Raw genomic sequence first — 19,606 nt, 5'->3', positions numbered from 1 at the left:
CCTGTTCTCAAGATTTCAGGAGCCGCATGGCGGCCGGTTGTCCCCGCCCGGGGCCACCCGGCGCTACTGCGTTGTCGCTTCGCCCAACAGTTTCTGGATGGTCGCCTGGTCGGCCTCGACCGGCTTGACGACGTCCCCTTCCTTGACGAGCTCCTGGCCGGCGACGATGACGCGGGCATCGGCGGGAATGCCGCCAAGCACCAGGCCCTTCGGCGAGTCATCGACCAGGTCGATCGGGAAGAACACCACCTTGTTGTCCTTGTCGACGGCGCGGATGCCGAGGTCTCCCTTGTCGCCCAGCGTCACCACGGAGCGCGGCAACATGACGGCGTCGGTCGGCTGCGCGCTGAGCGCAATCTCTGCCGTCATGCCGGCCGGCACCGAGCCGTCGGCATTGGGGACGGCGATCTCGACGCGGAAGGTGCGCGTCGCCGACGAGGCGTCGCGGCTGATGTAGCGCACGGTGCCTTCGACGGTCTGGCCGCTGACCAGCCGCACAGCAGCCTTGTCGCCGAGCTTGAGATAGCCGAGGTCGCGTTCGCTGACTTCACCGCGCGCAATCACCGGATCGAGCTTGAGGATGGTTGCCACCTCGCCGCCCTGCATGACGGAACTGCCGAGCTCCACCGGCACCCGGTCGATGACGCCGTCGAAGGGCGCCTTGACCAGATTGCGGTCGAGTTCGGCCTGCGCCGTTTCCAGCTGCGACTGCGCAGCGGTCAGGTTCGAACGCGCCGTGTCGAGCTGCAGCTTGGGCAGATTGCCGGTCTTCATGAGCCGCAGCGACGCTTCGAGTTCAGCCTGGCGCTGCACGACGAGCTGCTTGGCATTGTCGACCATCGAGATCTTTTCTTCCGCCGCAAGCATCAGCACCAGATCGCCGGTCTTGACGTGATCGCCCTGCTTGACCGGCAGCTTTTCGATGACGCCGGCGACACGCGTCGCCAGCACGGCGCGCTTGTCGGCCTCGGTCAGCCCGGAAATGCGGATGGCGCGGGCATAGGTCTTGCGCGGCGGCGTCACCACCGCGACGGTGCGCAGCGGCGCCTTCGGTTCGGCCTCGGCTGCCTTAGGCCCAGTGGTCGGGGGCTTGGCTGCGTCCGGCGCCTTGGCCTGATCGCCCGGCTTGGCCTGGTCGCCCGGCTTGGCAGCGCCTTCGACAGCGGCGCTGCCGACGGACGAGAACGCGCCTGTTCCCATCCAGGCGGCGAAGCCGATGAGCACGACAATAGCGGCAAGCTTGTGAAACCTGATCTTCGGCATCATTTTTTTCCACTGCGGGGTTCGGCCAAGTCGTTATCCAACAGGGTGTCCGTCGTCTAACAGCTACCGTGTCTTCCAACTCGGGCGCATCGCCGATATGGGTGCGCGCCAGGCCGTGTTCAATTTGCCGTGAACGGCGAAGCCGCGCTTCTACATCAAAGTTGCATCGCAATACAGTCGAAAAGTTGCAGGGGCATTGCGCAAGGCAGGCGTAGTGTGGCCAACGGAAACGGTTTTATCGGCGCCCCGTCAGGCGGCGGAACCACAGTCTCGGAACCATACGGATGTTGGAGGCGCTTTGTTTTCAAGGCGTTTTGGGCACTGACATCCCCTGTGCCCGCACCAGTTTTTGACGCTCAAATGTGGGCGCGCCCTGCGTCGTCGCGACTTGAATGGCAGTAGGCGTCAGTATGATTTTGTATACCGTCACACGCAGAAGTTGCGCCGCATCGGGAAAGCCGCCGGCGCTGCTCCGAAAAACTCAGGCCCGCCGGCGTTCCGCCTCCGGCTTCTTGCGGGCGGCGAGAAATTCCTTCACCCGCCGTCCCGGTGCCGGCCCGCGCACCGGTTTGAAGCCGTCATCGAGTTCGCCGGAAAGATCGAGCGTCGGCCGCTTGCCGACGGCGTCGTAATTCTCCTCCAGCCAGTCGCTGGCCGCTATACGGCCAAGGTCTCTGAGATAGCTCAGGAAGGCCCATTCCGCATTGACCTTGGACGACGCCGACAGATCCTTGAACGCCTCGTCGGCATCGATGCGGTGCATGCGGATGTCGCGGTATTCGCCAGGCGGCAGCCGGCCGGCGGCGATCAGCTCCTTGACGAAGGCGATCGAGCGGAATTCGTTCAGCAGCCCGGCATTGAAGGTGATCTCGTCGATGCGGTTCTGGATTTCGTTGGCGCTTCTCGGCGTGCCTTCGCGCACCACCGGATTGATCTGCACCAAAAGCACATCCTCGGTCGCCGCCGTCTTGAAGAACGGGAACAGCGCCGGATTGCCGCCATAGCCGCCATCCCAATAGGGCACGCCCTTGATCTCGACGGCGCGGAACAATTGTGGCAGGCAGGCCGAGGCCATCACCGTGTCGAGGTCGATCTCGCCATCGGAAAAGACGCGCAGCTGGCCGGTCTCGACATTGGTCGCCGAAATGAACAGCTCCATCGACTTGCAGGCGTGAACATTTTTGAAATCGATCTCCTGCTCGACCACGTCGCGCAGCGGGTTCAAGCCCAGCGGATTGGCGACATAGGGCGAAAACACTCGGGACATGGTGTCGAAGAAGAAATATCCGGGCGTGTTCTCGATCGACCAGTTGCCCCAGGCGACGTCCCACGGCATGCGCTGCACCGGGCTGAAGCGGCCCTTGGCCGCCACCGCGCGCCAGAAATCGTCGAGCTTTTGCCGTGCACCCTCGACGCCGGCGCGCACAAACCCATCGGCCAGCGCCACCGCATTCATGGCGCCGGCGCTGGTGCCGGACACCGCCGCGATCTCCAGCCTGCCATCCTCCAGCAGCCGGTCGAGCACGCCCCAGGAGAAGGCCCCGTGCGAGCCGCCGCCCTGCAGCGCGATGTTGATCTTCTTCGTTTCCTCCGCCTTGCCGTTTTTGGTCATGGCGTTCCTGTTCGGTTTGGTCGCTGCTGCCTCATTCCGCCCGGGGATCGGGCGGGTTCGACTGCAGCGGACTTGTATTGCAGCGCAGCATATAAGGGATGACCAAGGCAAGAACACGAACACGGTCGCGTGATCACATGAAATTTTGGTCATGGGAATGGTCCTCCACGCCCAGGTCTTCGCCCTACGAATACCCCCACCCTTGATCCCTCCCCACAAGGGGGAGGGAGACTTGGTAGACGCTGATCTCAGCAAACCACCGACGTTTCGGCGGCGCGCGCCAGCTGCCCTCCCCCTTGTGGGGGTCCGAAGGACGGGCGAGACCCGTGGCTCGCCCCGGCAAGCTAGGGTGGGGTCCTCTTCGCAACAATCTGAACTTGGAACCTCAGGCCACGAGGTCCGGCACCGGCCCGACATAGCGCGATTGTGGACGGATCAGCCGCCCCGTCGTCTGCTGTTCGCGCGCATGCGCGATCCAGCCGGCGACACGTCCGGCGGCAAAGACATTGCTGAACGCCTGTGGCGGAAAGCCAGCCGCCTCAAGCACAAGCGCTGTGTAAAACTCGACATTGGTCTGCAGCGAGCGCTGCGGCTTGGCGATCCGCAGCACTTCGAGCGCCGTCTGCTCGACCTGTTCGGCGAAGGCCAGGCGGCGGCCGGCTTCGCCCTCGCTGCCGAGCTGCCGCACGACGGCTTTCAGTACATCGGCGCGCGGATCGCGCACGCGGTAGATACGATGGCCGAAACCCATGATGCGCTCGCCATGCGCGACCTTCTCGCGCAGCCAACCGGCCGCGTCGCCATGCGCCTGGATTGCATCGAGCATCTCGATCACCGGGCCGGGCGCGCCGCCGTGCAGCGGCCCCTTGAGCGCGCCGAGCCCGGCCAGCACCGACGATGTCAGCCCTGCCAGCGTCGATGCGACGACGCGGGTGGCAAAGGTCGAGGCGTTGAGGCCGTGATCGCACACGGTCACCAGATAGGTGTCGAGTGCCCTTGCCAGCGCCGGCGACGGGACGGATCCCTCGAGCATCCTCAGCATGTCGGCGGCATGATCGGCCTTAGCGTCAGGTGCGGTCGGCTGCTCGCCGCGCGCCAGCCGCAGCAGAGCCGGCGTCAGCACGGCGGGCGCCGCGATCAGCCGCAAGGCGTCCGTCAGCGTCTCGCCATCCGGCAGCAGCGCCATGCCGGCGCGCATGGCGCCATAGATCTCAAGCGGTGCGAGCAGCGGCAGCGAGGGCGCAAGCCGCTCGAACACCTCGACGCGAGCCTTGCCCAGCCTCGCTGCCAGTTCGGCATCGCCGGGAAGGCCGTCGAAGAAGCCGTCGAGCAACAGGCGAACCACTTGCGCATAGCGCCAGCGTCCCGCCAATTCCGGCAGCGAATGACCGCGGATCGTCAGGCGGCCGCCAAGGCCATCGACATCGGAGAGCACGGTCTCCGCCGCCACCACATCATCGAGCCCGTTCGGCATATCTCATCTCCTTGCAGCTTTTCTGCATGGGAGATAAGGGTTAGGCTGCGCCTCGATCAATCTTGATCAATATAATCAATGCATGGGCTAAAAATGTCCGAATGGCTGTCGCGGGATGAGGCGCTGGAACGGCTCAAGGTCCGGCCGCAGACGCTCTACGCCTATGTCAGCCGTGGCCGCATCGGCATGCGGCCGGATGAGAGCGACCCGCGCCGCAGCCAGTACCGCGCCGACGACATCGCGGCATTGGCGACCCGCCGGGCGCGGGGCCGCAGTCCCTCGGCCATCGCCGAGAGTGCGATCGCCTGGGGCGAACCCTCGATCGCAACAGCAATTTCAACCGTTCTGCACGGGCGCCTCATCTACCGAGGGCAAGACGCCGTTGCGCTTTCCAAAGCGGCGACGCTGGAGGAAACCGCTGCTGTGCTCTGGGCCTCGCCTGAACCGGTGGCTTTCAAAGCTCCGTCATCTGAAGCGCCTCATCCAGTCGGCCGCGCCTCGGCCTTTGCGCAGCTTGCCATGCTTGCAGGCCACGGGCGGCCTTCGCTAGGACGCAGCGCCGCCTCGCTGTGCACCGAGGCCGCGCGCACAGTCGGAGCGCTGGCGCAGTCGCTGGGCGCTGAAGCCGGCACAGCGCCCGTCCATAAGCGCCTGGCGCAGGGCTGGTCGGTAGATGCGACGGGAGCGGAAGCGATCCGCTGCGCCCTCGTCCTGCTCGCCGATCATGAACTCAACGCATCGACCTTCGCCGCCCGCGTCGCAGCGTCCACAGGGGCCTCGCCTGCCGCATGCCTGTTGGCCGGCCTGGCAACGCTGTCCGGCCCGCGCCACGGCGGCGCCGGCGAAGCGGTGATGCAACTGGCTGAAGATGCAGCAGCCCACGGCGCGGATGCGGCGATCCGGCGCTGGCTCGGCCATGATCGGCCCTTGCCGGCGTTCGGCCATCCGCTCTATCCCGACGGCGATCCCCGTGCCACCGCACTTCTGGCAGTCATCCCTGTCGACGAGACGCTGCAACAGCTGCAAAAAGCCGCCATGGCGGCAGCCGGTGCCCAGCCCAACATCGACTTCGCCCTGGCCGCACTAACGCGCGGCCTTGGCTTGCCGCGCGATGCACCGTTCCAGCTATTCGCGCTTGGACGCAGCGTCGGCTGGGCCGCGCATATGGTCGAACAGATCATTAGCGGCAGCATCATCAGGCCGCGTGGCCGCTATGAGGGACGCGTGACTTAAGCCGACCTGGCCGTGTTCCCGAAACGCGCACGGTACGCGACGGGCGTCGTGGCGAATTGCCGGCGGAAGTGATGCCGCAACGTGCCTGCCGCGCCAAAGCCGGCGGTCTCGGCAATCCGTTCGATCGGCATGGCGGTGTCTTCCAGCAGCGTGCGCGCCCGCGAAAGCCGTTCCGACAGCAGCCAGCGCGCCGGCGTGACGCCGGTTGCGGCCGCAAAGCGGCGCAGAAACGTCCGCTCGCTCATCCCGGCAAGCTCGGCCAAGATGGCGACGGGATAGTCGGCAGAAATATCGGCGCGCATCCTGTCGATCAACGGTCCAAGCCGGCTGCGCTCATGTGGCTCGGGAACGGAGCTCTCGACATACTGCGCCTGGCCGCCGTCGCGATGCGGCGGCACGACCAGACGGCGCGCCACCATGTTTGCAGCCTTGGTGCCGAAGTCGCGCCGAACCAGATGCAGGCAGAGGTCGATGCCCGCGGCACTGCCTGCCGATGTCAGCACATTGCCCTCATCGATGTACAAAACGTCCGGAATCACGGTGATGTCGGGGTACATCTCCGTCAGCTTCTCGCTGTAGCGCCAATGCGTGGTCGCTCTTTTGCCCGCAAGCAGGCCGGCGGCGGCAAGCACGAACACGCCCGAACAGATCGAAAGAATGCGAGAGCCGCGCTCGTGTGCCTTTCGAAGCGCCTCGATCAGCGCCGGCGGCACCGGAGCCTCCGTTCCGCGCCATCCCGGTACGATCACCGTGCCGGCCTGGCCGATCAGATCGATCCCGCCGTCGGCAACAATACGCACGCCGCCCAGCGCGCGCATTTCACCGGTATCAATACCGGCAACTGCAAAACGGTACCAATCCTCACCCATTTCCGGCCGGGGCAAGGCGAAGATCTCAACCGCCACGCCAAACTCGAACGTGCACAGGCCGTCATAGGCAACGGCAACGACAAGAGGGTTGGCAGGGCGCGGATTGGCAGAGGATGGCATGATCTTGACGATATATGGCAAAGCTGCCAGCTGCAATCGCCCTGCTTCCTGTCTTATCTCTCCGTCGCATCAGCAATGGAGATACGAGGATGAGCCACGTGACAGACATTCCGGCGGCATCGCCGGATATCGCCCGCGACCATTTTCTGCGCCGGCTTTCCGTCGAGACCGACTGTTCCGACGTCGCCGCCGCACTGCGTGCCGGGGAGCCGGACTTTGTTCTCCTGCATGTGGTCGGTTCGCCGGAAGCCTATGGACGCCGCCATGTGCCGGGCGCGCTGCATCTGCCCCACCGCGAAATATCGGCCGGGCGGATGGTGCAATGGCCCGAAAGGACGCTGTTCGTCGTCTATTGCGCGGGACCGCATTGCAATGGCGCGGATCAGGCGGCCTTCAAGCTGGCCAGCCTCGGTCGTCCCGTGAAGATCATGATCGGCGGCATAACCGGTTGGCAGGACGAGGACCTTCCTTTCGCTTCAGGCAAGGAGCCCGGTGTCTTGCACGCGTGAGGCCACGCGATATGGTCGGCCTTGAAGACTGAGCAAGCATGCAGAAGGCGATGGTTAGAATTCGTCCATTCGAGCGCCAGGATGTCGGTGCGGTGCTCGCCCTCATGCGGGCGCTAGCCGTCTTCGAGGGTTATGACGACAAGCTTCGCGTCACCGAAGCGAACCTCATCGAGCACGGGCTGGGGCCATCGCCCCGGTTCGGCGTGTTGGTGGCGGAGCGAGAGGGCGTGATCGTCGGCATCGCCGTCCACTACCTCATCCCCTGGACCTACGACCTGAAGCCGGTTGTCTGGCTGAAGGAACTCTACGTCACTGAAGCGACGCGCGGCATGGGGGTCGGCCATGCGCTTGTTGAACAGCTTCGCCAACACGCTTTGAGCATTGGCGCCTCCGCCATCAAATGGACGGTGCTGAAATCCAACTCGCCGGCCAAAGCCTTCTACCGCTCGCTCGACGGCCAGCCCGACGATATCTGGGAACCGTGGCAGCTGAAAATCGACCCGTGACGGCCGCCTCGACCAACTGAGGGCGGTCGACCATGCGGCGGTCGCTTACGACATGGTGTCGAGCTTGCGCTGCATGGCGGCGATCTGTTGCTTCAGTTCCTGAAGGTCGTCGCCGCTCTTTTCCGGGACGTCCTTGCGGGCCGGCTCGGGTGCAGCCGCGGCCGCAGCATTTGTGGCGGCGGTCGGGAAGGGCGTGAACAGGCGCATCGCGTTCTGGAACATTTCCATGTTGCGGCGTGTCTGCTCTTCCAGCGCCTTGATCGGCGTGGCGATCTTCATCACATCCAGCGGCGACTTGCCGATCGCGCCCTTCATCTGCTCGCGGAACCGCTCCTGTTCCTTGGAGAAGGCCATCATCGACTGTTCGAGGAAGCTCGGCACGATCTGCTGCATCTGGTCGCCATAGAAAGCGATCAACTGGCGCAGGAACGGGATCGGCAGCATGTTCTGCCCATCCTTGTTCTCCAGTTCGAAGATGATCTGCGTCAGCACCGGATGGGTAATGTCGTCACCGGTCTTGGCGTCCTGGACGGTGAACTCCTCGCCCTTCTTGACCATCTCGGCCAGATCCTCGAGCGTGACATAGGTGCTGGTGCCGGTGTTGTAGAGCCGGCGATTGGCATATTTCTTGATAATGATAGGGTCGTCTTTCGCGGCCATCAGCATCCTCCCGGGACACCGGCGCGCCTGAGTAAGCCGCCGGTAACGATTGCGCCATTTTTAAGGATATGCGCAAAAGCTCTATAATTCCAAGCGCTTTGTGCAGTGCGGCATCATTTATTGCTGCATGGCCGGCCAATTATGCTGCGCAGCAAAGGTTGGGCGATCCCGCCGGCCGCTCACGCCCTGCTTGCGGCGCTTGGCCGGCACGCCCATTTCCGGTTTGACTTGGGGTGTGGAACGGGCAAGAAAAGTCCCAACAAGCCCCCAAGAACACGACACCTCGAAGTCTGGAGAGAAAAATGTCCGCTTCCAATTCAATCGTCGTTGCCAGCGCCGCACGCACGGCTGTCGGCTCTTTCAACGGCGCCTTCGCCGCCACCCCGGCGCATGAACTTGGCGCCGTCGTCATCAGGGAGCTTTTGGCGCGCGCCGGCGTCGAGCCGGGTGAAGTCGACGAGGTCATTCTCGGCCAGGTGCTGACCGCCGCGCAGGGCCAGAACCCCGCCCGCCAGGCGTCGATCAATGCCGGCCTGCCCAAGGAGACCACCGCCTGGGGGCTCAACCAGGTTTGCGGCTCTGGCCTGCGCGCCATCGCGCTCGGCATGCAGCAGATCGCCGCCGGCGACGCCACTGTGATCATCGCCGGCGGCCAGGAATCGATGTCGCTGTCGCCGCACGCCGAGCACCTGCGCGCCGGCGTCAAGATGGGCGACTACAAGATGATCGACACCATGATCAAGGACGGGTTGTGGGACGCCTTCAACGGCTACCACATGGGCAACACCGCCGAGAACGTCGCCCGCCAGTTCCAGATCACCCGCGACGACCAGGACCAGTTTGCGCTGGCCTCGCAAAACAAGGCCGAGGCCGCGCAGAAGGCCGGCAAGTTCAAGGACGAGATCGTCGCCTTCACGATCAAGGGCAGGAAAGGCGACACTGTCGTCGACCAGGACGAGTACATCCGCCACGGCGCCACCATCGACGCCATGTCCAAGCTGAAGCCGGCTTTCGACAAGGACGGCACCGTGACCGCCGCCAACGCGTCGGGCATCAATGACGGCGCCGCCGGCGCGCTGCTGATGAGCGAGGCTGAAGCCACAAGGCGCGGCATCACCCCGCTGGTGCGCATCGCCTCATGGGCGACGGCCGGCGTCGATCCGGCGATCATGGGCACCGGACCTATTCCCGCCTCGAAGCGGGCGCTCGAGAAAGCCGGCTGGTCGGTCAAGGACCTCGACCTTGTCGAGGCCAATGAAGCCTTCGCCGCGCAGGCCTGCGCTGTCAACAAGGGCATGGGCTGGGATACGTCGATCGTCAACGTCAATGGCGGCGCCATCGCCATCGGCCATCCGATCGGCGCGTCGGGCGCCCGCGTCTTCAACACGCTGGTTTTCGAGATGCGCCGCCGCGGCGCCAAGAAGGGCCTTGCCACGCTGTGCATCGGCGGCGGCATGGGCGTCGCTCTGTGCGTGGAAGCGCTGTGAACAAGAAGTGAGTAGTGAATAGGGAGTAGCGAAGAGGGAAGAAGGAGCAGCGCGGCGGGATATCGATCCGTACTCGCTATTCCCACTCCCTATTCCCTTCTTCCGACCAAAGGGAGGAAGAACTTTCAATGACCAAAGTAGCGCTCGTCACCGGCGGATCGCGCGGCATCGGCGCCGCCATATCGATCGGCCTGAAGAATGCCGGTTACACCGTTGCCGCCAACTATGCCGGCAATGACGAGGCAGCGGGGAAGTTCAGCACACAAACCGGCATCAAGACCTACAAATGGTCGGTCGCCGACTACGACGCCTGTGCCGCCGGAATCAAACAGGTCGAGGCCGATCTCGGCCCGGTCTCGGTGCTGGTCAACAATGCCGGCATTACCCGTGACGCCATGTTCCACAAGCTGACGCGCGAGCAGTGGAAGGAAGTCATCGACACCAATCTGTCTGGGGTCTTCAACATGACGCATCCGCTGTGGGGCGGCATGCGCGACCGCAAATTCGGCCGCGTCATCACCATTTCCTCCATCAACGGCCAGAAAGGCCAGGCCGGCCAGGTCAACTATTCCGCCGCAAAGGCCGGCGACATCGGCTTCTCGAAGGCGCTGGCGCAGGAGGGCGCGCGCGCGGGCATCACAGTCAATGTCATCTGCCCCGGCTACATCGCCACCGAGATGGTCAAGGCGATCGACGAGAAGGTGCTGAATGAACGCATCATCCCGCAGATTCCGGTCGGCCGCCTCGGCGAACCGGAAGAGATCGCGCGTTGCGTCGTCTTCCTCGCTTCCGAAGACGCCGGCTTCATCACCGGTTCGACCATCACAGCCAATGGCGGCCAGTATTTCGCCTGAACGACAGCATTTCGCCCGGTAGGACGGGCCGGCTTATGGCCCGTTTTTTCATCGCCGGCCGGCGATGTTCCCGGGCTGCGCGCTAGACATTGACCCGTTCCGGCACGCAAAGATTAACGATTTCCAGGCGCCCTGTGCAAAACCCGGTTCGCAAGCTGTGAATTCTCGGTGGACAAGCTGTGGACAACACAACATGTTGGGGTGAACAAACCAGGAAAATCCCGCCATCGCCGATTCGTCACCAATTCGTTCCGGCTTTGAGCGGAACGTTAACGACCAAGGCCGAATACCACCGGAAAATGGTTAAGGCCGATTAAGAAAATTCAGCAATTTCATAATGTTGGCCGAGGCGTATCGGATCACGACGATGCCCCGCCGGCAAAGGTTAACGCCAATGGTCGCCTTGCAGGAATCGGGCCAGTTTCCGCGATTCAGCATATGGTGAGACTCAGGCTCGCAAAATCCACATGTAGCCGTGAACAAAACCTGAATCTGCCGGAGTCACTGATTCGTCGCCGATTCGTTCCAGACTCGTTCCAACTGTTAATTGAGACCTCAAAGACGAACCGTGGGATTGCCGGCCGGAACATTCCGCTTTCGCTTCGCGCCTGAAATCCCTATGTGTCGCCTGTCATACGCGCCACGCGAGGCGCGCTCCCGACAACACGATGCAGAAAGCCTCATCTCCAGGCCGATGAACATCCAGCCGAAACACACCGAGCCGCTGATCCTGTCGGGCCGCGACGTGACTGCCGTGCTGGGTCCGACCAACACCGGCAAGACCCATCTCGCCATCGAGCGCATGGTGGTGCATGAGAGCGGCATTATCGGCCTGCCGCTCCGCCTTCTGGCGCGCGAGGTCTATGCCCGCGTCTGCGAAAAGGTCGGCGCCCACAAGGTGGCGCTCATCACCGGCGAGGAAAAAATCCAGCCGCCCGGCGCGAAATATTCGGTCTGCACCGTCGAAGCCATGCCGCGCGAGACCGACGTTGCCTTCGTCGCCATCGACGAGGTGCAGCTCGCCGGCGACCTCGAGCGCGGCCATATCTTCACCGACCGAATCCTGCACCTGCGCGGGCGCCAGGAAACGCTGCTGCTCGGCGCGGCCACCATGCATGGCATCCTGCAAAAGCTGCTGAGAGGCGTCTCGGTGGTGACGCGCCCTCGCCTGTCGCACCTGGCCTATGCCGGTTCGAAGAAATTGACCCGCCTGCCGCGGCGTACGGCCATCGTCGCCTTCTCCGCCGACGAGGTCTATGCCATCGCTGAGCTGATCCGCCGCCAGCAAGGAGGAGCGGCAGTCGTGCTCGGCGCGCTGTCGCCCCGCACCCGCAACGCCCAGGTGGCAATGTTCCAGGCAGGCGACGTCGACTATCTCGTCGCCACCGACGCCATCGGCATGGGCCTCAACCTTGATCTCGATCATGTCGCCTTCGCCCAGAACCGCAAATTCGACGGCTACCAGTACCGCAACCTGACGGCGGCCGAGCTCGGCCAGATCGCCGGCCGCGCCGGCCGGCATCTGCGCGACGGCACCTTCGGCGTCACCGGCCAGGTCGATCCGCTGGACGAGGAACTGGTCAAGCGCATCGAGGGGCACGAGTTCGATCCGGTGAAGGTGCTGCAATGGCGCACCGCGCATTTCGACTTCGCCAGCCTCGACGCGCTGAAGCGCTCGATCGAAACCAACGCGCCGGTCGAAGGCCTGACGCGGGCGCTGCCGGCGGTCGATGCGCAGGCGCTCGAACATCTCTCCCGCGACGAGGACATCCGCGCGCTGGCTACCAATGCCAAGCGCGTGGCGCTGCTGTGGGAAGCCTGCGCGTTGCCGGACTACCGCAAGATCGCGCCGGCCCAGCACTCCGACCTGATCGCTTCTATCTACACCGACCTCGCCAAACACGGCCATGTCGACGAGAACTACATGGCCGAGCAGGTGCGCCGCGCCGATACGACCGAGGGGGACATCGACACGCTGTCGCACCGCATTGCGCAGATCCGCACCTGGACATTCGTGTCCAACCGGCCGGGCTGGCTGGCCGATCAGGCACACTGGCGGGAAAAGACGCGCGAAATCGAAGACAGATTGTCGGATGCGCTGCATGAGCGGTTGACGAAACGGTTTGTAGACCGCAGGACTTCCGTCCTCATGCGGCGCCTTAGAGAAAATACAATGCCTGAAGCCGAAATCAGTCCTACCGGAACCGTCCTTGTCGAAGGCCATCATGTCGGCGAGTTGCAAGGGTTCCGCTTCACCGCCGATCAGAGCGCCGGCGGCGAAGACGCCAAGGCCGTGCGTACGGCAGCGCAAAAAGCGCTGGCCGCCGAGTTCGAGGCACGTGCCGAACGCTTCGGCGCCTGCGCCAATGGCGACCTTGCGCTCGGCTCCGACGGCACGCTGCGCTGGATCGGCGCGCCGATCGGCACGCTGGTTGCCGGCGAGGACGCGCTGAAGCCGCGCCTGGTGCTTTTGGCCGACGAGCAGTTGACCGGTCCCGCCCGCGACAAGGTCGCCGCGCGCGCCGAGCGCTTCGTCAATTTCCAGATCGAATCCTTGCTGAAGCCGCTGGTCGACTTGAAGAATGCCGAGCAGATCGCCGGCATCGGCCGTGGCATCGCCTTCCAACTCGTCGAGCATTTCGGCCTCATCAACCGCCGCGACATCGCCGAGGAAATGAAGTCGCTCGACCAGGAGGGTCGCGCCGCCTTGCGCCGGCTCGGTGTGCGCTTCGGCGCCTACCACGTCTTCGTGCCGGCGCTGATCAAGCCGGCGCCCGCCGGACTGATCACGCTTTTGTGGGCGCTGAAGAACGACGGCAAGGACAAGCCCGGCTTTGGCGACGTCGTGCACGCGCTGGCCTCCGGCCGCACCTCGGTGGTCATCGATCCGGCTTTCGACAAGAGCTTCTACAAGCTCGCCGGCTACCGTAATCTCGGCCGCCGCGCCGTGCGCATCGACATTCTGGAACGGCTGGCCGACCTGATCCGGCCTGCGACCAACTGGAAGCCCGGTCTGGGACAGCGCCCGGACGGCGCCTATGACGGCCAGTCCTTCATGGTGACGCCGCCGATGATGTCCATCCTCGGCGCCACCGCCGACGACATGGAAGAGATCCTGAAAGGTCTCGGCTATCGCGCCGAGCCGAAGCCGCCGGCAGAGGTCAAGGCGCGGCTGGAAGCACAGGACAACGCGGCGCGGGAAGCGGCTGCCGCCAAGCTGGCTGCGGACGCGGCTGCAAAAGCTGAACAGGCCAAGGCGGCGGAAGCCGCTGCAAGTGAAGCCGTCGCTGAAGCGCCGGCCGTTGGATCGGAGCCGGATGCGGTTGCCGCCGCTGAGCCTGCGGCTGAGCAGCCCGTCGCCGAAGCCGCAGCGGAGGCTGTTGCTGCGGACGCTCAGCCGGGCGCGCCTCAAGAGGGTACGGAGCCAACTCCGGCCGCTGAAGCTACCGCCGAAGCTCCAGCCATCGCGGAAGCAACGGCAGAGCCTGTCGCGGACGAGCAAGTCGAAGCTCACGCAGAAATCGCGGAAGAAGCTCCGGCTGTTGCGGAAGCTGACGACACTGCCGACGCCACCGTCGCCGAAAACGCCGACGCCCTTACCTCCCCCTCGATGGCGGAGGTCGCGGCGCGAAGCGACGCGGGTGACAGCGTTGACGAAGCAGGTGCAGACACAGCAGACACTTCAGGCGCAACCGCCGACGCCGGCGCTGCCCCCACCCCGGCGCTGCGCGCCGACCCTCCCCACGAGGGGGAGGGTGGAAGCGCTGAGCCTGTCCCCGAGGCCGAAGCGCCAAAGCCCATCTTGCTGTGGCGGCAGGGTCGTTTCGAGCAGCGCCCGCGCCATCGTCAAGGCCGGGACAATCGCCCGCGTAACGGCCAGGCTGGCCGCGCCGATGCGCCGGCCGACGCTGCCGGCGGACAGCCGGCACCGGGCGAACGGCCGGCCTATCAGGGCCGGCGCGACCAGCGCGACGGTGCCGCCAAGCCACGCTTCGACCGTTCGAAGTTCAAGCCCAAGCCGCAGGCCGAGGGCGAACAGCGCCGCGACGGCAAGCCGCAAGGCGAGCGTCCGCGCGAGGGCCGGCCTGACTGGAAAGGCGGCAGGCCGGAAGGCAAAGGCGGACCGCAAGGCGCCAAGCCGGCTTTCCAGGCCAAGCCACGCGAGGAACGCCCGGCGCGCTTCGATCCGGACTCGCCCTTCGCCAAGCTCGCCGCCTTGCGCGACCAGCTGAAGAAGTAAGCTCTGAGCATGATCCCGAAAAGTGGAACCGGTTTTCGGACAAGATCATGCTCCAACAAGAAATAACTCGCTGCGATGGTTGCTGAAGGTCGTCAGCGCATCGACAAGTGGCTGTTCTTTTCGCGCGCGATAAAATCGCGCTCGCTGGCGGCCAAGCTGGTTGTCGCCGGACGCGTCCGCATCAACAGCGACAAAGCAGCGCAGGCCTCCGATCTGGTCAAGCCTGGCGACGTTTTGACCATTACGCACGAGCGCCGCATCTTCGTTTGGAAGGTGCTTGGCACCGGCGTGCGGCGCGGTCCGGCCGATGAAGCACGCACGCTCTACGAGGACATGTCCCCGCCGCCGGCCCCCAAAGGCGAGGCTGTTGCCGATGCCATTCCGGCGCTGCGCGACGCCGGCAGCGGCCGGCCGACCAAGAAGGAGCGCAGGCAAACCGACCGGCTGTTCGGCGAAGACTGAAGCCTTGGCCGTCTGCGCCATGCCGGCGGTCTGGAATTTCATTCCGGACACGCGGGCCCCGCCTGCAATGGCTGCCCTTGCAAGCGGCAGGCAAAGGCGTTACCTCACCAAAAAAGCCGCCGCATCGGCCCGAAAATCGGAAATCGATTTTTCGGAAGGCACGATGCGCAGATTCAAAGTGTCAGAGCGTACTTTGTGCGTCCAAGTGGACGCACGTCGCTCTAGCAAAAACGGGACGTCCCGGAGCCGACCAATGACCTATGTCGTGACCGACAACTGCATCAAATGCAAGTACATGGACTGCATCGAGGTCTGTCCGGTCGACTGCTTTTACGAGGGCGAGAACATGCTTGTCATACATCCCGACGAGTGCATCGACTGCGGCGTCTGCGAACCGGAATGCCCGGCCGATGCAATCAAGCCCGACACCGAGCCGGGCCTCGACAAATGGCTGCAGGTCAACACCGAATACGCCGAGAAATGGCCCAACATCACCGCCAAGAAGGAGCCTCCGGCAGATGCCAAGAGCTTCGACGGCGAGGCCGGCAAGTTCGAGAAATATTTCTCCGCCGAGCCCGGCGAAGGCGACTGAGCACATGACGCTGGAATCGGAATCGATTTCGGAAAGGGTGATGCGCAAAGCAAAAAAGTGCGGCCTATTGGATCGTCATAACGCTGCGTAACGCGCATCATACATTAACTGCCTTGACAGGCGGCGATGGCGCTCGACCTTCGCGTTTGCAGCAAAACCTTGATTCTTCCGACTTTTTGTGCTACACCAGTTGAAACATGCCGGTGACACAACGTCGATTTATGGCGCAAGCGCCCCAAATCACTGAAAGGTGAAATCCCCAATCGGACCAGAGCGATCTGGGCCAGGCAGTCGCTATGTATGCGGTTTGCCGGTCCCGGCTTTTTCCGATGGGTTCATCTGTTGTGCGGCTAACGATCGGTGTCCCCGGTCGCATGCGTTCGGACCGGCAGGCCGCCGGTGCCACAACAAGGAGTTCAGGGCGTAATGGCAACGATCACCCCGCAGAAGAAGTCCACCTCGGCACGCCACGGTTTCAAGACCGGCGAGTACATCGTCTATCCGGCACACGGCGTCGGCCAGATCGTCTCGATCGACGAGCAGGAAGTTGCGGGCCACAAGCTGGAACTGTTCGTCATCGACTTCCAGAAGGACAAGATGCGCCTGAAGGTTCCGGTCGCCAAGGCGACCTCCATCGGCATGCGCAAGCTGTCGGAAGAGGATTATGTCGAGCGCGCGCTGAAGGTCGTGCAGGGCCGCGCCCGCGTCAAGCGCACCATGTGGTCGCGCCGTGCGCAGGAATATGATGCCAAGATCAATTCGGGCGACCTGATCTCGATCTCGGAAGTCGTGCGCGACCTCTACCGTGCCGACAACCAGCCGGAACAGTCCTATTCCGAGCGTCAGCTCTATGAGGCGGCACTCGACCGCATGGCGCGCGAGATCGCGGCAGTCAACCGCATGTCGGAAACCGAAGCCGTGCGCCTGATCGAGGTCAACCTCAACAAGGGCCCGAAGCGCGGCGCCAAGGCCGACAATGAGGAAGCCGAGCAGGAAGAAGCTGCCTGATCGCTTTCACCGTCGAAATCATGAAAAACCCGGCCTTGTGCCGGGTTTTTGTTTTTACCCCCTTGTGGGGTTCCAAGGACGGGCGGGACCCGTGGCTCGCCCAGGCAGGGTCGCTGCGAAGCAGCGAGGATGGGGACGACCCCAGACCGCACCCGGACCTTCCGTCCGACCTCCCCACAAGGGGGAGGTAGAAGGCTCAGCCGCCGGCTTCCTTCTCCGCCTCCTGCTTCAGCGTCGCAATAAAACGCTTCGTCCGTTCACGCTCCGGATTGCTGAACACCACGGTGGACGGCCCCTTCTCGACGACGACGCCAGCATCGAGGAACACCACCTCCTGCGCGATCTTGGAGGCAAGGCGAAGGTCGTGCGTGGCCATCACCATGGTGGTGCCTTCGCTGGCGAGTTTTCCGAGCACGTCGACCACTTCCTGCGCCAGTTCCGGATCGAGCGCCGAGGTCGGCTCGTCGCAAAGCAGCACTTTCGGCGACGGCGCCAAGGCGCGGGCGATCGCCACACGCTGCTGCTGGCCGCCCGACAGCGTTGCCGGCCAATCGTCCGCCTTGTGCGCCATGCCGACCTTCTCGAGCAGCGCCAGTGCCCGCTCGCGCGCCTTTGCCGTCGGCCATTTCAGCACCGTCACCAGGCCTTCCATGACGTTCTCGATCGCGGTGCGATGCGGGAACAGCTGGAAATTCTGGAACACCATGCCGGTCTGCAGCCGCAGGCGCTGGATGTCGCGGCTGGGGATCTTGACGCCGGGACGGAATTCCAGCGTCTCGTCGCCGATGCGCACCATGCCCGAGGTCGGGATCTCCAACAGGTTGATGCAGCGCAGCAGTGTGCTCTTGCCGCCGCCGGAGGGGCCGACGAGCGCGGTGACGTTGCCTTCGGCAATGGTGACCGTCACGCCCTTCAGCACCAGATTGTCGCCGAAGCGCTTTTCGATGTCGGTGAGGCCGATCATGAGCGCGCCTCCAGGAAGCCGCCATAACGGTTGAGCCGCTCCTCCAGCCGCGTCTGCAAGGCCGAAAGCACCGAGCTCATCGCCAGATAAAGGATCGCCGCCTCGACATAGAGGATCAGCGGCTCATAGGTGGTGGCGACGATGCGCTGCGCCGCCTGGAACATCTCCGGCACAGTGATGGCGGCGGCGAGCGACGTATCCTTGACCAGCGAGATGAAGGTGTTGGACAGCGGCGGCACGGCGACGCGGCCGGCTTGCGGCAGGATGGTGCGCCGCATCGCCTGGCTCCAGGTCATGCCGATCGAATAGGCCGCCTCCCACTGGCCCTTCGGCACCGAGCCGATCACGGCGCGGATAATTTCCGAACTGTAGGCGCCTATGTTGAGGGTGAATCCAATCAGCGCCGCCGGAAAAGCATCCAGCAATATGCCGACCGAAGGCAGGCCGTAAAAGATCAGGAACAGCTGCACCAGAAGCGGCGTGCCGCGAAAGATCCAGACATAGAAGCGGACCACGGCAACCAGAGGCTTGGGACCGAACAGCCGCACCAGGGCGACAACCAGGCCGACGAACAGGCCGAGTGCGAACGACAGCAATGTCAGCGGTACGGTGAAGATCAACGCCGCCCACAGCAGTGTCGGCAACGAGTCCAGCATCAGGTGTAGCCAGTGCGGCACGAACGGCTCCTCCTTCACAGACCGCCGCGGTGACGGCAGTGCGATTGTGTGCTTCTCATATCATGCGAAAAACGGCGAGCCGTCAAAGACGGCCCGCCGCTATTTGTCATTGCCGGCAAACCGCCGGGAGATGGTCTTTACTGCGAGACATCCTGGCCGAAATAAGTGTCGGCGATCTTCTTGTAGGTGCCGTCGGCCTTGATGTCGGCCAGCGCCTTGTTGATCGCCGCGACCAGCTCCGGATCACCCTTGCGCACGATGACGCCGGAATAGTCGGCGTTCTCTTCCTGCGCGGCGATCTTCACATTGGCGTCCGGCTTGTGCTTCTTGAAGTCGAGGAAAGACAGGCTGTCATTGATGGTGGCGTCGGCGCGGCCGGTGAGCAGCAGTTGGATCGACTGGTCGAAGCCGTCGGTGCCGACGAGTTCGGCGCCGTTGGTCTCGGCGAGCTTGCCGAAATTCGATGTCAACGACTGTGCCGACTTCTTGCCCTTGAGGTCGGCGAAGGTCTTGATGTCGGTGTTGTCGCCGCGCACGATCAGCACGGCCTTGGAGGCGATGTAAGGATCGGAGAAATCGTACTTGGCCTTGCGCGCGTCGGTGATGCCGACCTCGTTGATCACGGCGTCGTAGCGGTTGGCGTCGAGGCCGGCGATCAGCCCGTCCCATTTGCCTTCGAGGAACTCGACCTTGACGCCGAGCTTGTCGCCGATCGCCTTGGCGATCTCGACGTCGAAGCCGACCAGCGCGCCGGAAGCATCATGATAGGTGAAGGGCGCATAGGTGCCTTCTGTGCCGACCTTGAGGGTGCCGGCCTGCTTGATCTGGTCAAGATTGGCGCCGGCATGGCCTGATGTAACAGCCAGAACCTGAAGCGTTCCGGCGACGATGAGCGAATTGAGCCATTTCATTTCTATGTGATCCCGTCCTTGGCCGGTGTCCGGCACTTGTGAGAGCCGGAAACTGACAGATACAGCGCAGCAAAATAAGGAACCAGATTTCAAAAAAACGGCGATCCAGAAATCAGATTCTCAAAGCAGCTCCGATCGGTGCCAATAGTCCCGATCTGCGGTGTC

17 protein-coding genes are annotated in these 19,606 nt (G+C 63.9%); 9 read left to right on the top strand and 8 right to left on the bottom strand.

The window, feature by feature from the left end; translation table 11 throughout:
• Nucleotides 1-63: 63 nt before the first annotated feature.
• The 3 genes from NKI10_RS09170 to NKI10_RS09160 all read right to left on the bottom strand — a co-directional run bounded on the left by NKI10_RS09170 (nucleotide 64) and on the right by NKI10_RS09160 (nucleotide 4,349).
• Nucleotides 64-1,263, bottom strand: coding sequence for an efflux RND transporter periplasmic adaptor subunit (locus NKI10_RS09170; RefSeq protein ID WP_027050802.1), 1,200 nt, complete (start codon nucleotides 1,261-1,263; stop codon nucleotides 64-66).
• 481 nt (nucleotides 1,264-1,744) lie between these two features.
• Nucleotides 1,745-2,875 carry a patatin-like phospholipase family protein gene (locus NKI10_RS09165; protein WP_023715056.1) on the bottom strand — a complete coding sequence of 377 codons (1,131 nt, stop codon included), beginning with the start codon at nucleotides 2,873-2,875 and terminating at the stop codon, nucleotides 1,745-1,747.
• Nucleotides 2,876-3,260: 385 nt separating this feature from the next.
• The gene (locus NKI10_RS09160) at nucleotides 3,261-4,349 is read right to left on the bottom strand and encodes a citrate synthase/methylcitrate synthase (protein WP_352859591.1); all 1,089 of its coding nucleotides are present in this window, start codon (nucleotides 4,347-4,349) and stop codon (nucleotides 3,261-3,263) included.
• Nucleotides 4,350-4,442: 93 nt separating this feature from the next.
• Here NKI10_RS09160 and NKI10_RS09155 point away from each other — a divergent pair, with 93 nt between their 5' ends.
• On the top strand, nucleotides 4,443-5,582 hold the full coding sequence (locus NKI10_RS09155) for a citrate synthase (RefSeq protein ID WP_023693620.1): 1,140 nt from the start codon (nucleotides 4,443-4,445) through the stop codon (nucleotides 5,580-5,582).
• On the opposite strand, the gene ftrA is transcribed toward NKI10_RS09155, so the two are convergent.
• Entirely contained in the window at nucleotides 5,579-6,571 is a 993-nt protein-coding gene (gene ftrA / locus NKI10_RS09150) for a transcriptional regulator FtrA (protein ID WP_023752866.1), read from the bottom strand. The genes NKI10_RS09155 and ftrA overlap by 4 nt on opposite strands.
• Before the next feature lie 89 nt (nucleotides 6,572-6,660).
• On the opposite strand from ftrA, the gene NKI10_RS09145 reads away from it, so the two are divergent.
• A complete protein-coding gene (locus NKI10_RS09145) occupies nucleotides 6,661-7,080 on the top strand; it encodes a rhodanese-like domain-containing protein (protein ID WP_023702797.1) in 420 nt (139 codons plus the stop codon).
• A gap of 50 nt (nucleotides 7,081-7,130) precedes the next feature.
• Complete coding sequence (locus NKI10_RS09140; RefSeq protein ID WP_031194243.1) at nucleotides 7,131-7,586, top strand: GNAT family N-acetyltransferase; 456 nt, start codon at nucleotides 7,131-7,133, stop codon at nucleotides 7,584-7,586.
• 45 nt (nucleotides 7,587-7,631) lie between these two features.
• On the opposite strand, the gene phaR is transcribed toward NKI10_RS09140, so the two are convergent.
• Entirely contained in the window at nucleotides 7,632-8,246 is a 615-nt protein-coding gene (phaR, locus tag NKI10_RS09135; RefSeq protein ID WP_023685813.1) for a polyhydroxyalkanoate synthesis repressor PhaR, read from the bottom strand.
• Nucleotides 8,247-8,548: 302 nt separating this feature from the next.
• Here phaR and NKI10_RS09130 point away from each other — a divergent pair, with 302 nt between their 5' ends.
• The 6 genes from NKI10_RS09130 (at nucleotide 8,549) to NKI10_RS09105 (ending at nucleotide 16,889) form a co-directional block, all read left to right on the top strand.
• Nucleotides 8,549-9,733, top strand: a complete 1,185-nt coding sequence (locus NKI10_RS09130) for an acetyl-CoA C-acetyltransferase (protein ID WP_023673832.1) — start codon at nucleotides 8,549-8,551, stop codon at nucleotides 9,731-9,733.
• A 128-nt stretch (nucleotides 9,734-9,861) separates the two neighbouring features.
• Nucleotides 9,862-10,587 (top strand): acetoacetyl-CoA reductase, encoded by a 726-nt coding sequence (gene phbB, locus NKI10_RS09125; protein ID WP_352760755.1) that lies wholly within the window; start codon nucleotides 9,862-9,864, stop codon nucleotides 10,585-10,587.
• Nucleotides 10,588-11,281: 694 nt separating this feature from the next.
• Complete coding sequence (locus tag NKI10_RS09120; protein WP_352859668.1) at nucleotides 11,282-14,827, top strand: helicase-related protein; 3,546 nt, start codon at nucleotides 11,282-11,284, stop codon at nucleotides 14,825-14,827.
• 75 nt (nucleotides 14,828-14,902) lie between these two features.
• Complete coding sequence (locus tag NKI10_RS09115; RefSeq protein WP_352544306.1) at nucleotides 14,903-15,289, top strand: RNA-binding S4 domain-containing protein; 387 nt, start codon at nucleotides 14,903-14,905, stop codon at nucleotides 15,287-15,289.
• 253 nt (nucleotides 15,290-15,542) lie between these two features.
• Nucleotides 15,543-15,881, top strand: coding sequence for a ferredoxin FdxA (fdxA, locus tag NKI10_RS09110; protein WP_013529180.1), 339 nt, complete (start codon nucleotides 15,543-15,545; stop codon nucleotides 15,879-15,881).
• A 426-nt stretch (nucleotides 15,882-16,307) separates the two neighbouring features.
• Complete coding sequence (locus NKI10_RS09105; RefSeq protein ID WP_023673664.1) at nucleotides 16,308-16,889, top strand: CarD family transcriptional regulator; 582 nt, start codon at nucleotides 16,308-16,310, stop codon at nucleotides 16,887-16,889.
• Between the two features lie 196 nt (nucleotides 16,890-17,085).
• Here NKI10_RS09105 and NKI10_RS09100 read toward each other — a convergent pair whose 3' ends face one another.
• The 3 genes from NKI10_RS09100 to NKI10_RS09090 form a co-directional block, all read right to left on the bottom strand.
• A complete protein-coding gene (locus NKI10_RS09100) occupies nucleotides 17,086-17,853 on the bottom strand; it encodes an amino acid ABC transporter ATP-binding protein (RefSeq protein WP_023820301.1) in 768 nt (255 codons plus the stop codon).
• Complete coding sequence (locus tag NKI10_RS09095) at nucleotides 17,850-18,530, bottom strand: amino acid ABC transporter permease (protein WP_023693608.1); 681 nt, start codon at nucleotides 18,528-18,530, stop codon at nucleotides 17,850-17,852. The genes NKI10_RS09100 and NKI10_RS09095 overlap by 4 nt, the downstream gene beginning before the upstream one ends.
• Before the next feature lie 137 nt (nucleotides 18,531-18,667).
• Nucleotides 18,668-19,441: an amino acid ABC transporter substrate-binding protein gene (locus tag NKI10_RS09090; protein ID WP_023702802.1), complete on the bottom strand. Its 774-nt coding sequence runs from the start codon at nucleotides 19,439-19,441 to the stop codon at nucleotides 18,668-18,670.
• Nucleotides 19,442-19,606: the final 165 nt, after the last annotated feature.

It is taken from the genome of Mesorhizobium sp. M0802, from assembly GCF_040320115.1.
Classification (GTDB): domain Bacteria; phylum Pseudomonadota; class Alphaproteobacteria; order Rhizobiales; family Rhizobiaceae; genus Mesorhizobium.
Note: the sequence above shows the minus strand (reverse complement) of the source record. Positions and strands in the feature narration are given on the sequence as shown.